This is a genomic window from Streptomyces sp. NPDC044044, from assembly GCF_056434405.1.
The window spans coordinates 369,516-383,541 of the sequence record NZ_JBWKFG010000009.1 but is presented as its reverse complement, the minus strand read 5'-3'; the positions used below and the strand labels follow the sequence as shown (position 1 = coordinate 383,541).

Annotated in this window: 11 protein-coding genes; 1 reads left to right on the top strand and 10 read right to left on the bottom strand. The window is 71.6% G+C overall.

Annotated features, from left to right (window positions below; genetic code table 11):
- Positions 1-19 precede the first annotated feature (19 nt).
- From AC07AG_RS32475 to AC07AG_RS32430, 10 genes are all read right to left on the bottom strand, one after another.
- Positions 20-838, bottom strand: a complete 819-nt coding sequence (locus AC07AG_RS32475) for a TrmH family RNA methyltransferase (RefSeq protein ID WP_478759694.1) — start codon at positions 836-838, stop codon at positions 20-22.
- 106 nt (positions 839-944) lie between these two features.
- Positions 945-2,177, bottom strand: coding sequence for a uroporphyrinogen-III C-methyltransferase (cobA, locus tag AC07AG_RS32470; RefSeq protein ID WP_478759693.1), 1,233 nt, complete (start codon positions 2,175-2,177; stop codon positions 945-947).
- Between the two features lie 227 nt (positions 2,178-2,404).
- Positions 2,405-6,493 carry a nicotinate-nucleotide--dimethylbenzimidazole phosphoribosyltransferase gene (cobT, locus tag AC07AG_RS32465; RefSeq protein WP_478759692.1) on the bottom strand — a complete coding sequence of 1,363 codons (4,089 nt, stop codon included), beginning with the start codon at positions 6,491-6,493 and terminating at the stop codon, positions 2,405-2,407.
- A 354-nt stretch (positions 6,494-6,847) separates the two neighbouring features.
- Positions 6,848-8,059 carry a precorrin-6y C5,15-methyltransferase (decarboxylating) subunit CbiE gene (gene cbiE / locus AC07AG_RS32460; protein WP_478759691.1) on the bottom strand — a complete coding sequence of 404 codons (1,212 nt, stop codon included), beginning with the start codon at positions 8,057-8,059 and terminating at the stop codon, positions 6,848-6,850.
- 185 nt (positions 8,060-8,244) lie between these two features.
- Complete coding sequence (locus AC07AG_RS32455) at positions 8,245-8,889, bottom strand: GNAT family N-acetyltransferase (RefSeq protein ID WP_478759690.1); 645 nt, start codon at positions 8,887-8,889, stop codon at positions 8,245-8,247.
- A 135-nt stretch (positions 8,890-9,024) separates the two neighbouring features.
- Positions 9,025-9,849, bottom strand: a complete 825-nt coding sequence (locus tag AC07AG_RS32450) for a MetQ/NlpA family ABC transporter substrate-binding protein (RefSeq protein ID WP_478759689.1) — start codon at positions 9,847-9,849, stop codon at positions 9,025-9,027.
- Between the two features lie 2 nt (positions 9,850-9,851).
- Complete coding sequence (locus AC07AG_RS32445; protein ID WP_478759688.1) at positions 9,852-10,694, bottom strand: MetQ/NlpA family ABC transporter substrate-binding protein; 843 nt, start codon at positions 10,692-10,694, stop codon at positions 9,852-9,854.
- A gap of 67 nt (positions 10,695-10,761) precedes the next feature.
- Entirely contained in the window at positions 10,762-11,487 is a 726-nt protein-coding gene (locus tag AC07AG_RS32440; protein ID WP_478759687.1) for a methionine ABC transporter permease, read from the bottom strand.
- Entirely contained in the window at positions 11,484-12,542 is a 1,059-nt protein-coding gene (locus tag AC07AG_RS32435) for a methionine ABC transporter ATP-binding protein (protein WP_478759686.1), read from the bottom strand. The genes AC07AG_RS32440 and AC07AG_RS32435 overlap by 4 nt, the downstream gene beginning before the upstream one ends.
- A gap of 406 nt (positions 12,543-12,948) precedes the next feature.
- Positions 12,949-13,596: an HAD family hydrolase gene (locus tag AC07AG_RS32430; protein WP_478759685.1), complete on the bottom strand. Its 648-nt coding sequence runs from the start codon at positions 13,594-13,596 to the stop codon at positions 12,949-12,951.
- 70 nt (positions 13,597-13,666) lie between these two features.
- Between AC07AG_RS32430 and AC07AG_RS32425 the strand changes: the two genes are divergently transcribed.
- Complete coding sequence (locus AC07AG_RS32425; protein WP_478759684.1) at positions 13,667-14,026, top strand: hypothetical protein; 360 nt, start codon at positions 13,667-13,669, stop codon at positions 14,024-14,026.

Sequence of the window (14,026 nt, the reverse complement as noted above, 5' to 3'; positions counted from 1 at the left end):
TCTCAGAACTGAGGGCGTCTCAGAGCTGAGGGCGGCCCGTCGCCACCGCGTAGAACGCGACCGCGGCCGCCGCCCCCACGTTCAGGGAGTCGACGCCGTGGGCCATGGGGATGCGGACCCATTCGTCGGCCGCCATCAGGGCCTTCGTGGTGAGGCCTTCGCCCTCCGCGCCGAGCATCAGTGCCACCCGGTCCATGTGGTGCGGGGCCGCCTCGTCCAGGGTCTTCGCCTTCTCGTCCGGGGTGAGCGCGAGGAGGTTGAAGCCCGCCTCGCGTACGCCCTCCAGGCCCTTGGGCCAGGATTCGAGGCGGGCGTAGGGCACGGAGAAGACCGCGCCCATGGAGACCTTCACCGAGCGGCGGTAGAGGGGGTCGGCGCAGTCCGGTGAGAGCAGGACCGCGTCCATGCCGAGGGCGGCCGCGCTGCGGAAGATCGCACCGATGTTGGTGTGGTCGTTGACCGACTCCATGACGACGACACGGCGCGCCCGGGTGAGGAGTTCGTCCGACGTCGGCAGCGGCTTGCGCTGCATCGAGGCGAGGGCTCCGCGGTGCACGTGGTAGCCGGTGACCTGCTCGGCCAGGTCGGGGTTGACCGCGTACACCGGGGCCGGGACCTCGTCGATGACGTCCCGCATGACGTCGACCCACTTCGCGGAGAGCAGCATCGAGCGCATCTCGTAGCCCGCCTGCTTGGCGCGCCTGATCACTTTCTCGCCCTCGGCGATGAAGAGGCCCTCGGCGGGCTCGCGCCTGCGGCGCAGCTCGACGTCGGTCAGGCCCGTGTAGTCGCGCAGGCGCGGGTCGGTGGGGTCGTCGACGGTGATGAGATCAGCCACAGGGTGATACTGCCTTGTCCTGGGTGTGGTGCCAACGCCTGGGAGCGGGTTGGGTTACCGGTGGTTACGCGCGGGCTCCGAGTGGTTACGCGCGGGCTTTGAGTGGTTACGCGGGGCGGTCAGGGCCCACGTTCACCACGTCGCCGACGACGATCACCGCGGGGGGCTTCACCTCGTGGGCCGCGACCTCGGCGGCGACGGTGGAGAGGGTGGCGTCCACGCGGCGCTGGGCAGCGGTGGTGCCCTCCTGGATCAGGGCGACGGGGGTCTCGGGCGCCCTGCCGTGCGCGACGAGCGTCTCGGCGATCCTGCCGATCTTGTCCACGCCCATCAGGATCACGAGGGTGCCGCGCAGCTTGGCCAGGGACGGCCAGTCGACGAGGGAGCGCTCGTCGTCGGGGGCCACGTGGCCGCTGACCACGGTGAACTCGTGGGCGACCCCGCGGTGCGTGACGGGGATGCCGGCGGCGCCTGGCACGGAGATCGAGCTGGAGATGCCGGGGACCACCGTGCAGGAGATGCCCGCCTCGGCGAGCGCCTGGGCCTCTTCCATGCCGCGCCCGAAGACGAAGGGGTCGCCGCCCTTCAGACGGACGACCGACTTGCCCTGCTTCGCGTGCTCGATGAGGGCGTTGTTGATGGCCTCCTGGGCCATGAACCGGCCGTACGGGATCTTCGCGGCGTCGATCACCTCGACGTGCGACGGGAGTTCGTCGAGCAGGTCGCGGGGACCGAGCCGGTCGGCGATGACCACGTCCGCCTCGGCGAGGAGACGGCGGCCGCGGACCGTGATGAGGTCCGGGTCGCCGGGGCCGCCGCCGACGAGCGCGACGCCGGGGGTACGGGTGCGGTGCTGGCGCGCCACGAGGGTCCCGTCGCTCAGGCCCTCGACGAGCGCGTCGCGAATGGCGGCGGTGCGGCGCGGGTCGCGGTCGTGGATGTCCGTGGTGAGGACGGCGACCGTGACGCCCGCGGAACGGCCCGTCGCGGGAGTCAGGGCCGTGGCGGCGTCGGCGTCGTCGGAGCGGACGCACCAGACACGGTGCGCTTCCCCTTCCGCGGAGGCCGCCGTGTTGGCATCGGGGTCGCTGGTGGCGATGAGGGCGTACCAGGCGTCCTTGAGGTCGCCGTGCTCGTAGCGGCGGCGCTCCCAGGTGATCTCGCCCGCGTCCGCCATCGCCTCCACGGAGGGGGTCGCCGTCGGCGACACGAGGAGGATGTCGGCGCCCGCCGCGATCAGGGCGGGGAGGCGGCGCTGGGCCACCTGGCCGCCGCCGAGCACGACCGTGCGGCGGGCGGTGAGACGGAGGCCTACGGGGTAGGCGGGGCTTTCGGCCATGGCGGAGGGCTCCTCGTGCGGGGCGCTGCGTGCGCTGCCGCTTCGGCGGTGGAGCGGCGCTGACGTGCGGGTTCTGGGTGTGGGTTACTTTACGGCCCTTGTACATCTGCGGACCGTGGGCGTCCGTGCCCACCCGTTCCGCCGTGCGGAACGGGTGCCCACCAACGCAGCGGCGAAGGGGCGGGCAGAGCCTGCGTAGGGCCTGCCCACCCCCGTGCCAGGTGCGGCTACTTCTCGGTGACTCCCGCCGAGTCGAACGTGGCCACCTCGTGCATCGCGCGGGCCGCGCTCTGGACCACCGGCAGGGCCAGGAGGGCGCCGGTGCCCTCGCCGAGGCGCAGGTCCAGGTCGACCAAGGGGCGCAGGCCCAGCTTGTTGAGGGCCGCCACGTGGCCCGGTTCCGCGCTGCGGTGGCCGGCGATGCAGGCCGCGAGGACCTCGGGGGCGATGGCGCGGGCGACCAGGGCCGCGGCGCCCGCGCTCACGCCGTCCAGGATCACGGGCGTACGGAGCGACGCGCCGCCGAGGAGCAGGCCCACCATCGCCGCGTGCTCCAGGCCGCCGATCGCCGAGAGGACACCGATCGGATCGGCCGGGTCGGGCTGGTGCAGGTCGAGTGCGCGGCGGACGACGTCGACCTTACGGCTGTGCATCTCGTCGTTGATGCCGGTGCCGCGGCCGGTGACCTCACCCGGGTCGGTGTCCGTGTAGACGGAGATGAGGGCCGCGGACGCCGTGGTGTTCGCGATGCCCATCTCGCCGGTGAGCAGGGCCTTGTTCCCCGCGGCCACCAGGTCGCGGGCGGTCTCGATGCCCACCTCGATGGCCGCCTTGACCTCCTCGCGGCTCAGGGCAGGACCGGTCGTCATGTCCGCCGTGCCCGCGCGGATCTTGCGGGGCAACAGGCCGGGGGTGGCCGGGAGTTCGCTCGCCACGCCCACGTCGATGACGCAGACCTCGGCGCCCACCTGGTTGGCGAAGGCGTTGCAGACCGCGCCGCCACCGAGGAAGTTGGCGACCATCTGCGCGGTCACCTCCTGGGGCCAGGCGGTGACGCCCTGGGCGTGCACACCGTGGTCACCCGCGAAGATCGCGACGGCCGCGGGCTCCGGGATCGGCGGCGGGCACTGCCGGGACAGGCCGGAGAGCTGCGCGGAGATGATCTCCAGCATGCCGAGCGCGCCCGGCGGCTTCGTCATGCGCTTCTGCCGCTCCCACGCCTCGCCGAGCGCCTTGGCGTCCAGCGGGCGGATGTTGGAGACGGTCTCGGCGAGCAGGTCGTGCGGGTCCTCGCCGGGCAGCGCGCGGCGGCCGTACGTCTCCTCGTGCACGACCCACGACAGCGGACGGCGCTTGGACCAGCCTGCCTGCATCAGCTCGGGCTCCTGAGGGAACTCGTCGACGTATCCGACACAGAGATAGGCCACCACTTCGAGGTGCTCGGGCAGGCCGAGGGTCCTGACCATCTCGCGTTCGTCGAAGAAGCTGACCCAGCCGACACCGAGACCCTCGGCGCGCGCCGCGAGCCAGAGGTTCTCGACGGCGAGGGCCGAGGAGTACGGGGCCATCTGCGGCTGCGTGTGACGGCCGAGGGTGTGGCGGCCGCCGCGGGTCGGGTCCGCGGTGACGACGATGTTCACCGGGGTGTCGAGGATCGCCTCGATCTTCAGTTCCTTGAACTGCTTCGCGCGGCCCTTGGGGAGCGACTTGGCGTACGCGTCCTTCTGGCGCATGGCCAGCTCGTGCATGGTGCGACGGGTCTCCGCCGAGCGGATGACGACGAAGTCCCAGGGCTGCGAGTGGCCCACGGAGGGCGCCGTGTGGGCCGCCTCCAGGACGCGGAGCAGGACCTCGTGCGGGATGGCGTCGCTGCGAAAGCCGTTGCGGATGTCGCGGCGTTCGCGCATGACGCGCAGGACCGCCTCGCGCTCGGCGTCGTCGTAGGCGGGGGCGGCGGGCGTCTCCGACTCCTTGACCGGCTCGGGCTCCCTGAGCGGCTCCTGTTCGTCGACCGGCTCCGAGGGGAGCGCCTCGTCCACGGCTTCCGCCGGGTCGGCGGCTTCGGGGGCCTCGACCGCTGCCATGGCCGCTGCCGCCGCCTCCGCTTCGGCGGCTGCGTCGCCCACCGTGATGGGCGTGGCTTCGGCTGCCGTCTCCGTCGGTACGGGCGCATCGGCCACGGGCTCTTCCGCCGTGTCCGGTACGGGAGTTGCCACCGCGGGCTCCCCGCCGTCACGCGGTGCGGGCACGGTGACAGCGGGCTCGGGGGCCTGGGCGGCTTCGACGAGAACCGCGGGCTCCTGGGCTTCGGCAGCCTCAGAGGCCTCCGGGGCGACCGGTGCCTCAGGGGCCTCGGCTGCCGGTACGGCGTCAGGCGCGACCTCAGGTGCGAGGGCGCCGGCCTCGGCTACCGGCTCCGGCTGCGCATCGGCGGCCTCGGGCTGCGGGGCCTCGAAGTGCTCCGGGGGCACGGACAGGGCCTGCGGCGGTGTCGGTGCCAGGTGGGGCGTGGTCGGCACCGAGCCCTCGACCGGCACGAACTGGCCGAGGGGCGCGGGCGCCTGGGGCTCCGCGTAGGGCTGGTTCGGGTCGCCGGGGAGCCCCTCGCCCTGGGGCGCCTGGGCCACGGGCGCTTCCGCGTGCTGCGGGGCCTGCGGGATGTGCGGGCCCTGGACCGTGTGCCCGGCGGCCGCGAGCGGCGCGTCCGACCAGGGCTGTGCGCCGGCCATGGCGAACTGCGGCTGACCGGAGCCCGACGTGTGTGCGGGCCGACCGTTCACGGACAGCTGCTCGGCATCGGCCACGGGCGGGAGCTCCTGGCTCGCTTCCGGGGCGTGCGCGGACGGGTCCACGGCCGACGGCTGCTCGGCGTCCACGGCGAACGCGGGCTGCCCGGCTTCGGCCACGGCGTGCGCGAACTGGTCGTCGGCCTCGGTGCCTTGCGCGATCGCGGGGTCGACGGCCTCGGCGGCCTGCGGGAAGGCGGATGCGGGCGTCTCGGGGGCCGGGGCGGCGGGAGGCGTCGCCACGGGCTGGGGCAGCTCCGTGGCCGGCGCGGGCTGCGGGGCCTCGCCGACGAGTGCGTCCTGCGGCGTCTGCACGTCCTGCGCGCCCTGTGCGACCTCAGTTGCGGGCGTTACGGGTGTTGCGGGTGCGCCATCAGCTGCGGGTGTGGCGTCCGGGACGACCGTTTCTGCTGGTGCGACGGGCTGCGCGGACGGCATGGACTGTGCATCCTGCGAGTCCTGCACGCCCTGCGAGTCCTGCATGTCCTGCACGCCCTGCATGTCCTGAGACGACTGGGAGTGCTGGACCGGCTGCGACGGCTGCGACGGCTCGGAGTGCTGCGGCTGAGACGTCCACGGCGTCGCGCCCTGCGGCGTGATCTCACCGAGCTGCGGACCCGGCAGCATCCCTTCCTCGTCCCGCGGGATGTCGAGGTACTCGGGCCCCACGGTCGGCGGCCCCGCGTGCCGCACGGGCACGGCGTGCTGCGGCGCACCGGCCGGGCCGCGGTCGGCGAGCGAACGTACGGGACTTCCCGTGCCGTCGGGCACGGCGGGACCCGAAGGTCCCCGGTGGAGCGGGCGGCGGGAGGGGCCGGGGTGCGAGGCGGGCGCCGGCGTGGGCGCGCCGGGCAGCTGGACGCCGTTCAGGTCGACCGAGCCGCTGTCGCGCCCCGCCGTCTCGTGCGGGCCCGGCTGGTGCATGGCCTGCGGCTGCCCTGCCGACTGCTGGGCGGCGGCCTGCGGGCCCGCGGCGTGCTGGCCGACGAGGTGCTGGCCGCCCAGCGACTGATCGGCCGAGTGCCGGCCGCCGACGGACTGGCCCCCGACGGACTGCTCCGCCATGGAGGGGTCGGCCGCGTGGCCGGCCGCGTGAGCACCCACGGGCTGACCGGCCGCGTACTGGTTCGCCGAGGACGGCTCACCCACGGGCTGGCCCAGGCCCTGCTGACCGACGGCCTGCTGACCGACGCCCTGTGCGACCGCCGCATGCTGGGCACCCCCGGGCTGCGCACCCACCGGCTGAGCGACGCCGTGCTGCGCGGTCCCGCTCTGGGCATCCCCGTGCTGGACGGCCACCGGCTGACCGGGGCCTCCCTGCTGCGGCGGAGCCGACTGCGGTTCACTCCAGGCGCCCTGGGCGCCCGGCATGAGGAGCAGATCGTCATCGTCGGCGGGGGCGACGTTCGCGGCGGGACTCTCGGAGGGGTCGAGGTAGGTGTACGCATCCGGGGCGGGGACGCCCGGCTGCTCCACCATGCCTGCGTTCTCCGGCAGTCCCTCGCCCGGGACCTGGCCGGTGTCGGTCATGCGTAACCCCTCGCCCATCGGTTAGTGCTTCTTCGACCGCCCCTCAGCCTTCGGCCGGGGAAGCCCCATTGCCCGGAGCGGCGCACCAACCGCCCGTCATTCTCAACGAGCGTGCGCGCCACGCGGCACGAACCGCGTACGGACAACAGGCATTGTCCCGGTCTGCCAACCGCCACGGCGGCTTGATCCGCAACGGCCCGCTGTGGGGTGCGCCACGTTGCGCGCCCTCCGGTCCTGCCGTACCACACACCCCCCAAAACGGGCGAGCTTTCCGGACATTGACCAACTATTTGCCGGACGCTCGGGTGCGGTACAACGATCGGCCAGCCTACCCCGCACCGTGGTGCGGCAGGGTCACGGGGCGCGATCGGGCAACTGTCCACAGAGCAGGAAGACGACGGTCCGCTCACGCTCCGTCCACGCGCGCGTGTCGAGTTCGACGGACTGGAGCAGGGCGCATTCCACCGCGTATCCGTGCTCCGTCAGGTCCCTGCCGATGAGTTCGGCCGCGTCCCGCGTCGACGCGTGCGTCACGATGCGCGCCGGGCGCCGGTCGGCGACGGCGGAGACCACCGCGGCTCCCCCGCCCCCGACCCGTACGACATCGGGCTCGGGAAGGTCTTCGAGGACGAACGGCGCCGTGCCGTGCACGATCTGCGGCTGGACGCCGAAGTGACGGGCGACCGCCGTGGTGCGGGCGCAGGCGTCGGGGTCGGCGTCGACGGCGATGACGGCCGCGCCGAAGCGGGCCGCCTCGGCGGTGAAGGCGCCGCTGCCGCAGCCGATGTCCCAGACCAGGTCGCCCACGTGCGGGCCGATGCGGGCGAGTTGCGCGGCCCGCAGGCGGTCGCTCTCGCCCTCGCCGAGCTGCGCCTCGCCGCCGTAGGCGGGGGCGGGCAGCGCCCAGCCGCGCGGGGTGCCCGGGTCGCGTCCCGCGATCCAGCCGGTGTCGGACGCGGCGACCGGACCGCCGATCACGATCACGACGTTCGGGTCGCGCCAGGTGTGGTCGGCGGCCTTGTCCGAGGTCAGGACGGTGACCTGTTCGCGCTCGGTGCCGAGCTCCTCGCAGATCACGAAGGTGCGGTGGACGCCCTGGAGGAGCAGTCCGAGCTCGGCGGGGCCCGCGCCGGGCGAGGTGAGGACGGCGACCTTGGTGTGGGCGCGGCAGACGTTCACCGCGCGGCGCAGGGTGCGCGGGTGGGCGACCACGACCTGGGCGTCGTCCCAGGGCATCCCGGCGCGGGCGAAGGCCTGGGCGACGGAGGAGACCGCGGGCACCACTTCGACCTCAAGGCCGAATTCGGGGGCGCGAAGCGTGCGTACGACACCGAAGAAGCCGGGGTCGCCGTCGGCGAGGACCACGGCGGTGCCGCGATGGGCGGCGATGCGGCGGGCCGCCAGGCTCACGCTGCCCAGGCGGATCCTTTCGGCACCCTGGGGTACTTCGGTGAGCGCCAGGTGGTGGGCGGCGCCCGCGACGAGGGTGGCGGCGCCGAGCGCGGAGCGCGCGGCCGCGGTCAGCGGCGAACCGTCCCAGCCGATCACCGTGACGCGGTCGGCCATCTTCGTCCGTCTCCTGGGTTCTCGCGGGTTGTCTGAGGGGGCCGGGCGTCGTGTGTAGGGGGCAACCGCGTGCGGCCAGGGGCGAGCGTACCTGGTGGGGCTCCGGGGCGCCCGGGGGGTCGGTTCCGGCCCGACCCGAGGGGCAGTTCCGGCCCGGCCCGAGGGGGCAGTTCCGGCCCGAGGAGTCAGTTCCAGTCGGAGAAAGCGCTGAACCCGCTGTCCGCGAGCTGCTCGCCGACTCCTTCCAGATCCTCGGGGAGCAGGCTCCACACGATGAGGTCGGTCCGGACGTCGATCCAGCCGCCGAACGGATCCCCGCCATTCCTCGTCCGCGCTATCCAGGCGCCCCGCAGGACTCCCTCGCTGATGCAGCCGATCTTCTGCGCGACCTGCTGGGCGGCGGTGTTGTCGGCGGCGGTGCGCAGCTCGATGCGCTCGAAGCGCTGGTCGCTGAAGAGCCACTGGGCGGTGGCGAGCGCCGCCTCCGACGCATAGCCCTCGCCGCGGGCCCAGGGGGCGACGACGTAGTTGAGTTCGCTGGAGCGCACCCGCCAGTCGGTGTCCCGCAGTTGCACTATGCCGACCAGGCGCTGGGTGAGGAACTCCGTGACGGCCAGGGCGATGCCGCGGCCCTCGGTGCGCTCGGCGGGCGCGACCCGGGTGATCCAGTCGCGGGCGTCGTCCTCGGTGTAGGGCTGGGGCGCCGAGGTCCAGGCGGTGACCATCTCGTCGTTCATCATCTCCGCGTACGCGGAGACGTCGGCGTCCTCGAACGGGCGCAGCACCAACCGCTCCGTGCTGATGGAGATGTCGGGGAAGGTGGTTGTCATGCGCTGCTCCGTAACCTGGAACCCTCGGGCCTGCTGAAGTGCCCAGCATGCAGCATGTCGGCGCGCAAACGCACCACGGGGTCCGCTCCTTCATCAGGAGTGGACCCCGTGGTGAGGGCGGAAACGGACTGTGCGTCAGCTCGCCACGACGGGCAGGACGGAGCCCTTGTACTTGTCCTCGATGAACTGCTTCACCTCGGGTGAAGTGAGCAGTTCGGCCAGCTTCTTGACCCGGGGGTCGTCCTCGCTGCCCTTCTTCACGGCGAGCACGTTGTTGTACGGATTGTCCTTGGGCGACTCAAGAAGGATGGCGTCCTTCTTGGGGCTGAGCTTGGCGTCGAGCGCGAAGTTGTTGTTGATGACCGCGGCGTCGACGTCCTCGAGGGAGCGGGGCAGCTGGGCGGGTTCCAGCGGCTTGATGGTGAGCTTCTTCGGGTTGGACGTGATGTCCTCGGGGGTGGCCGTCGAGCCCACCCCCTTCTTGAGCCCGATGACGCCCTTGGAGGCGAGGAGTTCGAGCGCCCTGCCTTCGTTGGTGGTGTCGTTCGGAACGGCGACGGTCGCACCCGCGGGCAGCTTGGTGACGTCCTTCGCCTTCTTCGCGTACACCCCCATCGGCGGCAGATAGACCTCGGTCACCGGCGTCAGCTGCGTCTTCTTGGACTTGTTGAAGTCCTCCAAGTACGGCGTGTGCTGGTAGAGGTTGGCGTCGAGCGAGCCTTCCTGGAGCGCGGTGTTCGGCGAGACGTAGTCCGTGAACTCCGTGATCTGGAGGTCGAGTCCCGCCTTCTTCGCGAGGTTCTTCTGTACGTAGTCGAGGACTTCGCCGGCCGGGGTCGGGGTGGCCCCGACGACGAGTGTGTCGCCGCCCGAGCCGCTGCCCGAGCCCGCGCCGCACGCGGTGAGACCCAGCGTCAGGGCAAGGGTCCCGGCCGCGGCGGCGATGACGGACGTACGCATGATCAGAACGCCGCGACGACGGCGCCGTCGTACTTGTCGTCGATGAACTTCTTGACCTCGGGCGAGGTGAGGAGCTTGGCGAGCTTCTTCACGCGCGGGTCGTTCTCGTCGCCCTTCTTCACGGCGAGGAAGTTGCCGTAGGGGTTGCCCTTGGCGGACTCGGCGACGATGGCGTCCTTGGCGGGGCTGAGCGCGGGCTTGGCCTCCAGGGCGTAGTTGCCGTTGATCACCGCGGCGTCGACGTCACCCAGGCTGCGGGGCAGCGTGGGGGCCTCCAGCTCCTTGAACTTGAGGTTCTTGGGGTTCTTCGAGATGTCCTTGGGGGTGGCCTCGTAGCCGACGCCCTTCTTGAGCTCGATGAGTCCGTTGTCCTCGAGGAGCTTGAGCGCGCGGGCCTCGTTGGTGGTGTCGTTCGGGACGGCGACGGTGGCGCCGTTCTTCAGGTCACCGAGCTTCTTGATGCTCTTCGAGTAGACGCCGAGCGGCTCCAGGTGAACCGTGGCCCCGGGGACGGGCACGATGTCCGTGCCGTTCTTCTTGTTGAAGTCGTCGAGGTACGGCTTGTGCTGGAAGTAGTTCGCGAAGACCTCGCCCTGCTGGACGGCGGTGTTCGGCGTGACGTAGTCGGTGAACTCCTGCACGTCGAGGTCGAGCCCGGCCTTCTTCGCCAGGTTCTTCTTGACGTATTCGAGGATCTCGCCCTGCGGGGTGGGGGTCGCGGCGACGACGAGCTTGCCGTCCTTGTCGCCCGCGGCGGAGCCCTTGTCGGAGCCGCAGGCGGAGAGCCCGAGGGTGAGGGCTCCGGTGGCGAGGACAGCGGTGGTGATCTTGGCGGTGTTACGCACGAAAAGTGCCTTTCTCCATGGGTGGTACGCCCCGCGATGGGTGTGCGGGGTGAGTGCGGGTTCGGCTTCAGGAAGCCTGGGACGGCGACGTCTTGAGCTTGAGCAGCCGCAGCTTGGGAGCGGCGCCGGAGTGGCCGCCGCGGTGGTGCAGCCTGCGGGCCGCGTAGTCACCGGCGAACTGGATGACGGAGATGACGACGGCGAGGATGCCGACGGTGATCCACATCAGATCGGTCTCGAAGCGCTGGTAGCCGTAGCGGATCGCGATGTCACCGAGGCCACCGGCGCCGACCGTGCCGGCCATCGCCGAGTAGCCGATGAGCGTGACGATCGTGGTGGTGGTGCTGGAGATCAGCGAGGGCAGCGACTCCGGCACGAGGACCTTGCGTACGACGGTCCAGATGTTGCCGCCCATCGACTGCACGGCCTCGACGAGACCGCCGTCGACCTCGCGCACCGCGGTCTCCACGAGCCGGGCGAAGAAGGGGATGGCGCCGATCGCGAGCGGGACGATGGCGGCGTCGCGGCCGATCGTCGTGCCCGTCATCCAGCGCGTGAAGCCCATCAGCGCGACCATGAGGATGATGAAGGGCATCGAGCGGGCGATGTTCACGATCTGCCCGATGAGCTTGTTCAGGACCGTGTTCTGCAGCAGCCCGCCGCGGTCGGTGAGGACCAGCAGGATGCCGAGCGGCAGTCCGGCGACGACGGCTATCAGCGTCGACCAGCCCACCATGTAGAGGGTGTCCCAACAGGCCTGCTCCAGCAGGGGCTGCATCTCCGACCAGGTCACTTGGCACCTTCCTTGACCAGCAGCGTGGCGTCCTTCGGCGTGGTCGCGGGGTCTTCGCCCGCGATGTCCACCTGCAGGCCCTGCTCGCGCAGGAAGCCGATCGGGACGACGTTCTCCTCGAAGCGGCCCGGCAGCTCGATGCGCATGCGGCCGACCTGCTTGCCCGCGACGGTGTCCATCGCGGCGCCGAGGATCGAGATGTCGATGTTGTACGTGCGCGAGAGCTGGGAGATGACCGGCTGGGTCGCGGCCTCGCCGTGGAAGGTCACGTCGACGACGGTGCGGTCCTCGCCCGTCGCGTCGCCGCTGACCGGGAAGAGCGCGGCGGCCAGCTCGGAGCCGGGCGTCGCGAGCAGCTCGGTGACGGTGCCGGACTCGATGATCCGCCCGTTCTCCATGAGCGCCGCGGAGTCGCAGACGCTCTTGACGACGTCCATCTCGTGCGTGATCAGCAGGACGGTCAGGCCGAGCTGCTGGTTGAGGTCGCGCAGGAGCTTCAGGATGGAGCGGGTGGTCTCCGGGTCCAGGGCGCTGGTGGCCTCGTCCGAGAGCAGCACCTTCGGGTCGCCCGCGAGCGCGCGGGCGATGCCGACGCGCTGCTTCTGGCCGCCGGAGAGCTGCGCCGGGTAGGACTTCGCCTTGTCGGCGAGTCCGACCAGGTCGAGCAGTTCGAGCGCCTTGCGCGAGCGCTCGGCGCCGCTGAGACCGAGGATCTCCAGGGGCAGCTCGATGTTGTCCTTGACGGTGCGCGAGGACAGCAGGTTGAAGTGCTGGAAGACCATGCCGATGCGGCTGCGCGCCCGGCGCAGGTCCTTGCTCGCGCGGCTGCCGCGCCCCGCGAGGGCGGTGAGGTCCTGACCGGCGACCGACACGGTGCCGGCGGTGGGACGCTCCAGGAGGTTCACGCAGCGGATCAGCGAGGATTTGCCGGCGCCGGACTGGCCGATGACGCCGTACACCTCGCCTTCGCGGACATGCAGATCGACGCCGTCGAGGGCAGTTACTTCACGACCGCGTGAGCGGTAGACCTTGGTAAGGCCGGAAGTGGTGATCACAGGGGTTTCCGTCACTGTCGAGTGCGCGGCGCGGTTCTCGCCGGGCACGGGGCATTCGTGGGGAACGCGGCACGGTTTCTCGCGGTGGCGAAAAGAACCGGAGGAGGTGTGCGCGGGGCAGGCTCGCTTCCTACGTCAGACCGCCGGTAAGGCGTACGTCGCATAGGGGCGTGGCACAGCGGCTTCGCTTCGGGGCGCGATGCTCAGGGGTGGTGCGGGGGCCCTCAGAAGGCGCACATTCGACACATACAACGAGCACCGGGCGTCGTGATCGCCTCGGTCGCAGGGGTGCGGCTGCTCGTCGTGGTCATGTGGACCAGTAAAACACGCGTGCGTCCGCGCCCCGCCACCGTTGTCCGCTATACGGACGGCCGGTGGACAGGTGCGGACGCGGACGGGCGGGTGCTCAGGCCTCGGCGGTGATCTCCACGCCGCCCTCGGTGACCTGCGCGGACACGGCCGAGAGGTCCTTCACGACCACGTCGGCGGAGAGCTCGTCGGCGGTGTGGGTTGTGGCCAACGCCACGGTGGTCATGCCGGCCGCGCGCCCCGCGGTGAGACCCGCGGGCGCGTCCTCGAAGACCACGCAGCGCGCCGGGTCGACGCCCAGTTTCGCGGCCGCGAGCAGGAAGGGCTCCGGGTCGGGCTTGCCGCGGGTGATGTCGTCGGCGGCGATCAGCATCTTGGCGTCGATGCCGACCTCCGCGAGCCGGGCCTCGGCCAGGCGGCGCCCGGCGGAGGTGACGACGGCCCAGCGCTCCGGGGGCAGGGATTCGAGCAGCTCACGGGTGCCGGGCAGCAGCACGACGCCGCCCGCGACGTCCGAGACCTCCAGCTCCTCGATGCGGGCGACGGCCTCGGCCACGCGCTCGGCGGGCAGCATGTCGGCGATGATCTCGGCGGCGGGGCGGCCGTGCAGCTCGACCCTGGCGAACTCCTCGGCGGTGATTCCGTACTCCTGCGCCAGGCGCGTCCAGCAGCGGTACACCGACTCCATGGAGGAGATGAGGGTGCCGTCGTTGTCGAACAGGAGCGCTTCAGCGTGGATCTTCATGGTGTCCGAGCGTACGGGCCACCCCTGGGGTGCGCGCATCGGGTCATAGGGCCCGTAATAAAGTCACCGCATGCTTGTTGCCCTGACGATCGCGACCGCCGTGGCCGCGCTCGTGCTCGCCGCGTGGTGCGGCTTCGCCGCCTACCGGGATCAGCCGACCAAGGACTGGCACTTCATCGGCATGGCCGTGGTGACGTTCCTGGCCACGGTCCAGCTGATCGTCGGCATCGTCCAGCTGGCGCGGGGCGAGCAGCCCGAGCAGGGCACGACGATCTTCGTGGCGTATCTGATCGGCTCCTTCGCCTGCATCCCGGCCGCGGGCTTCATGTCCCTTGCCGAGCGCACCCGTTGGGGCTCCATCACGGTCGCCGCGGGCGGCGTGGTCCTTGCCGTGCTCCAGGTGCGGCTCTACGACATCTGGGGAGGCTGA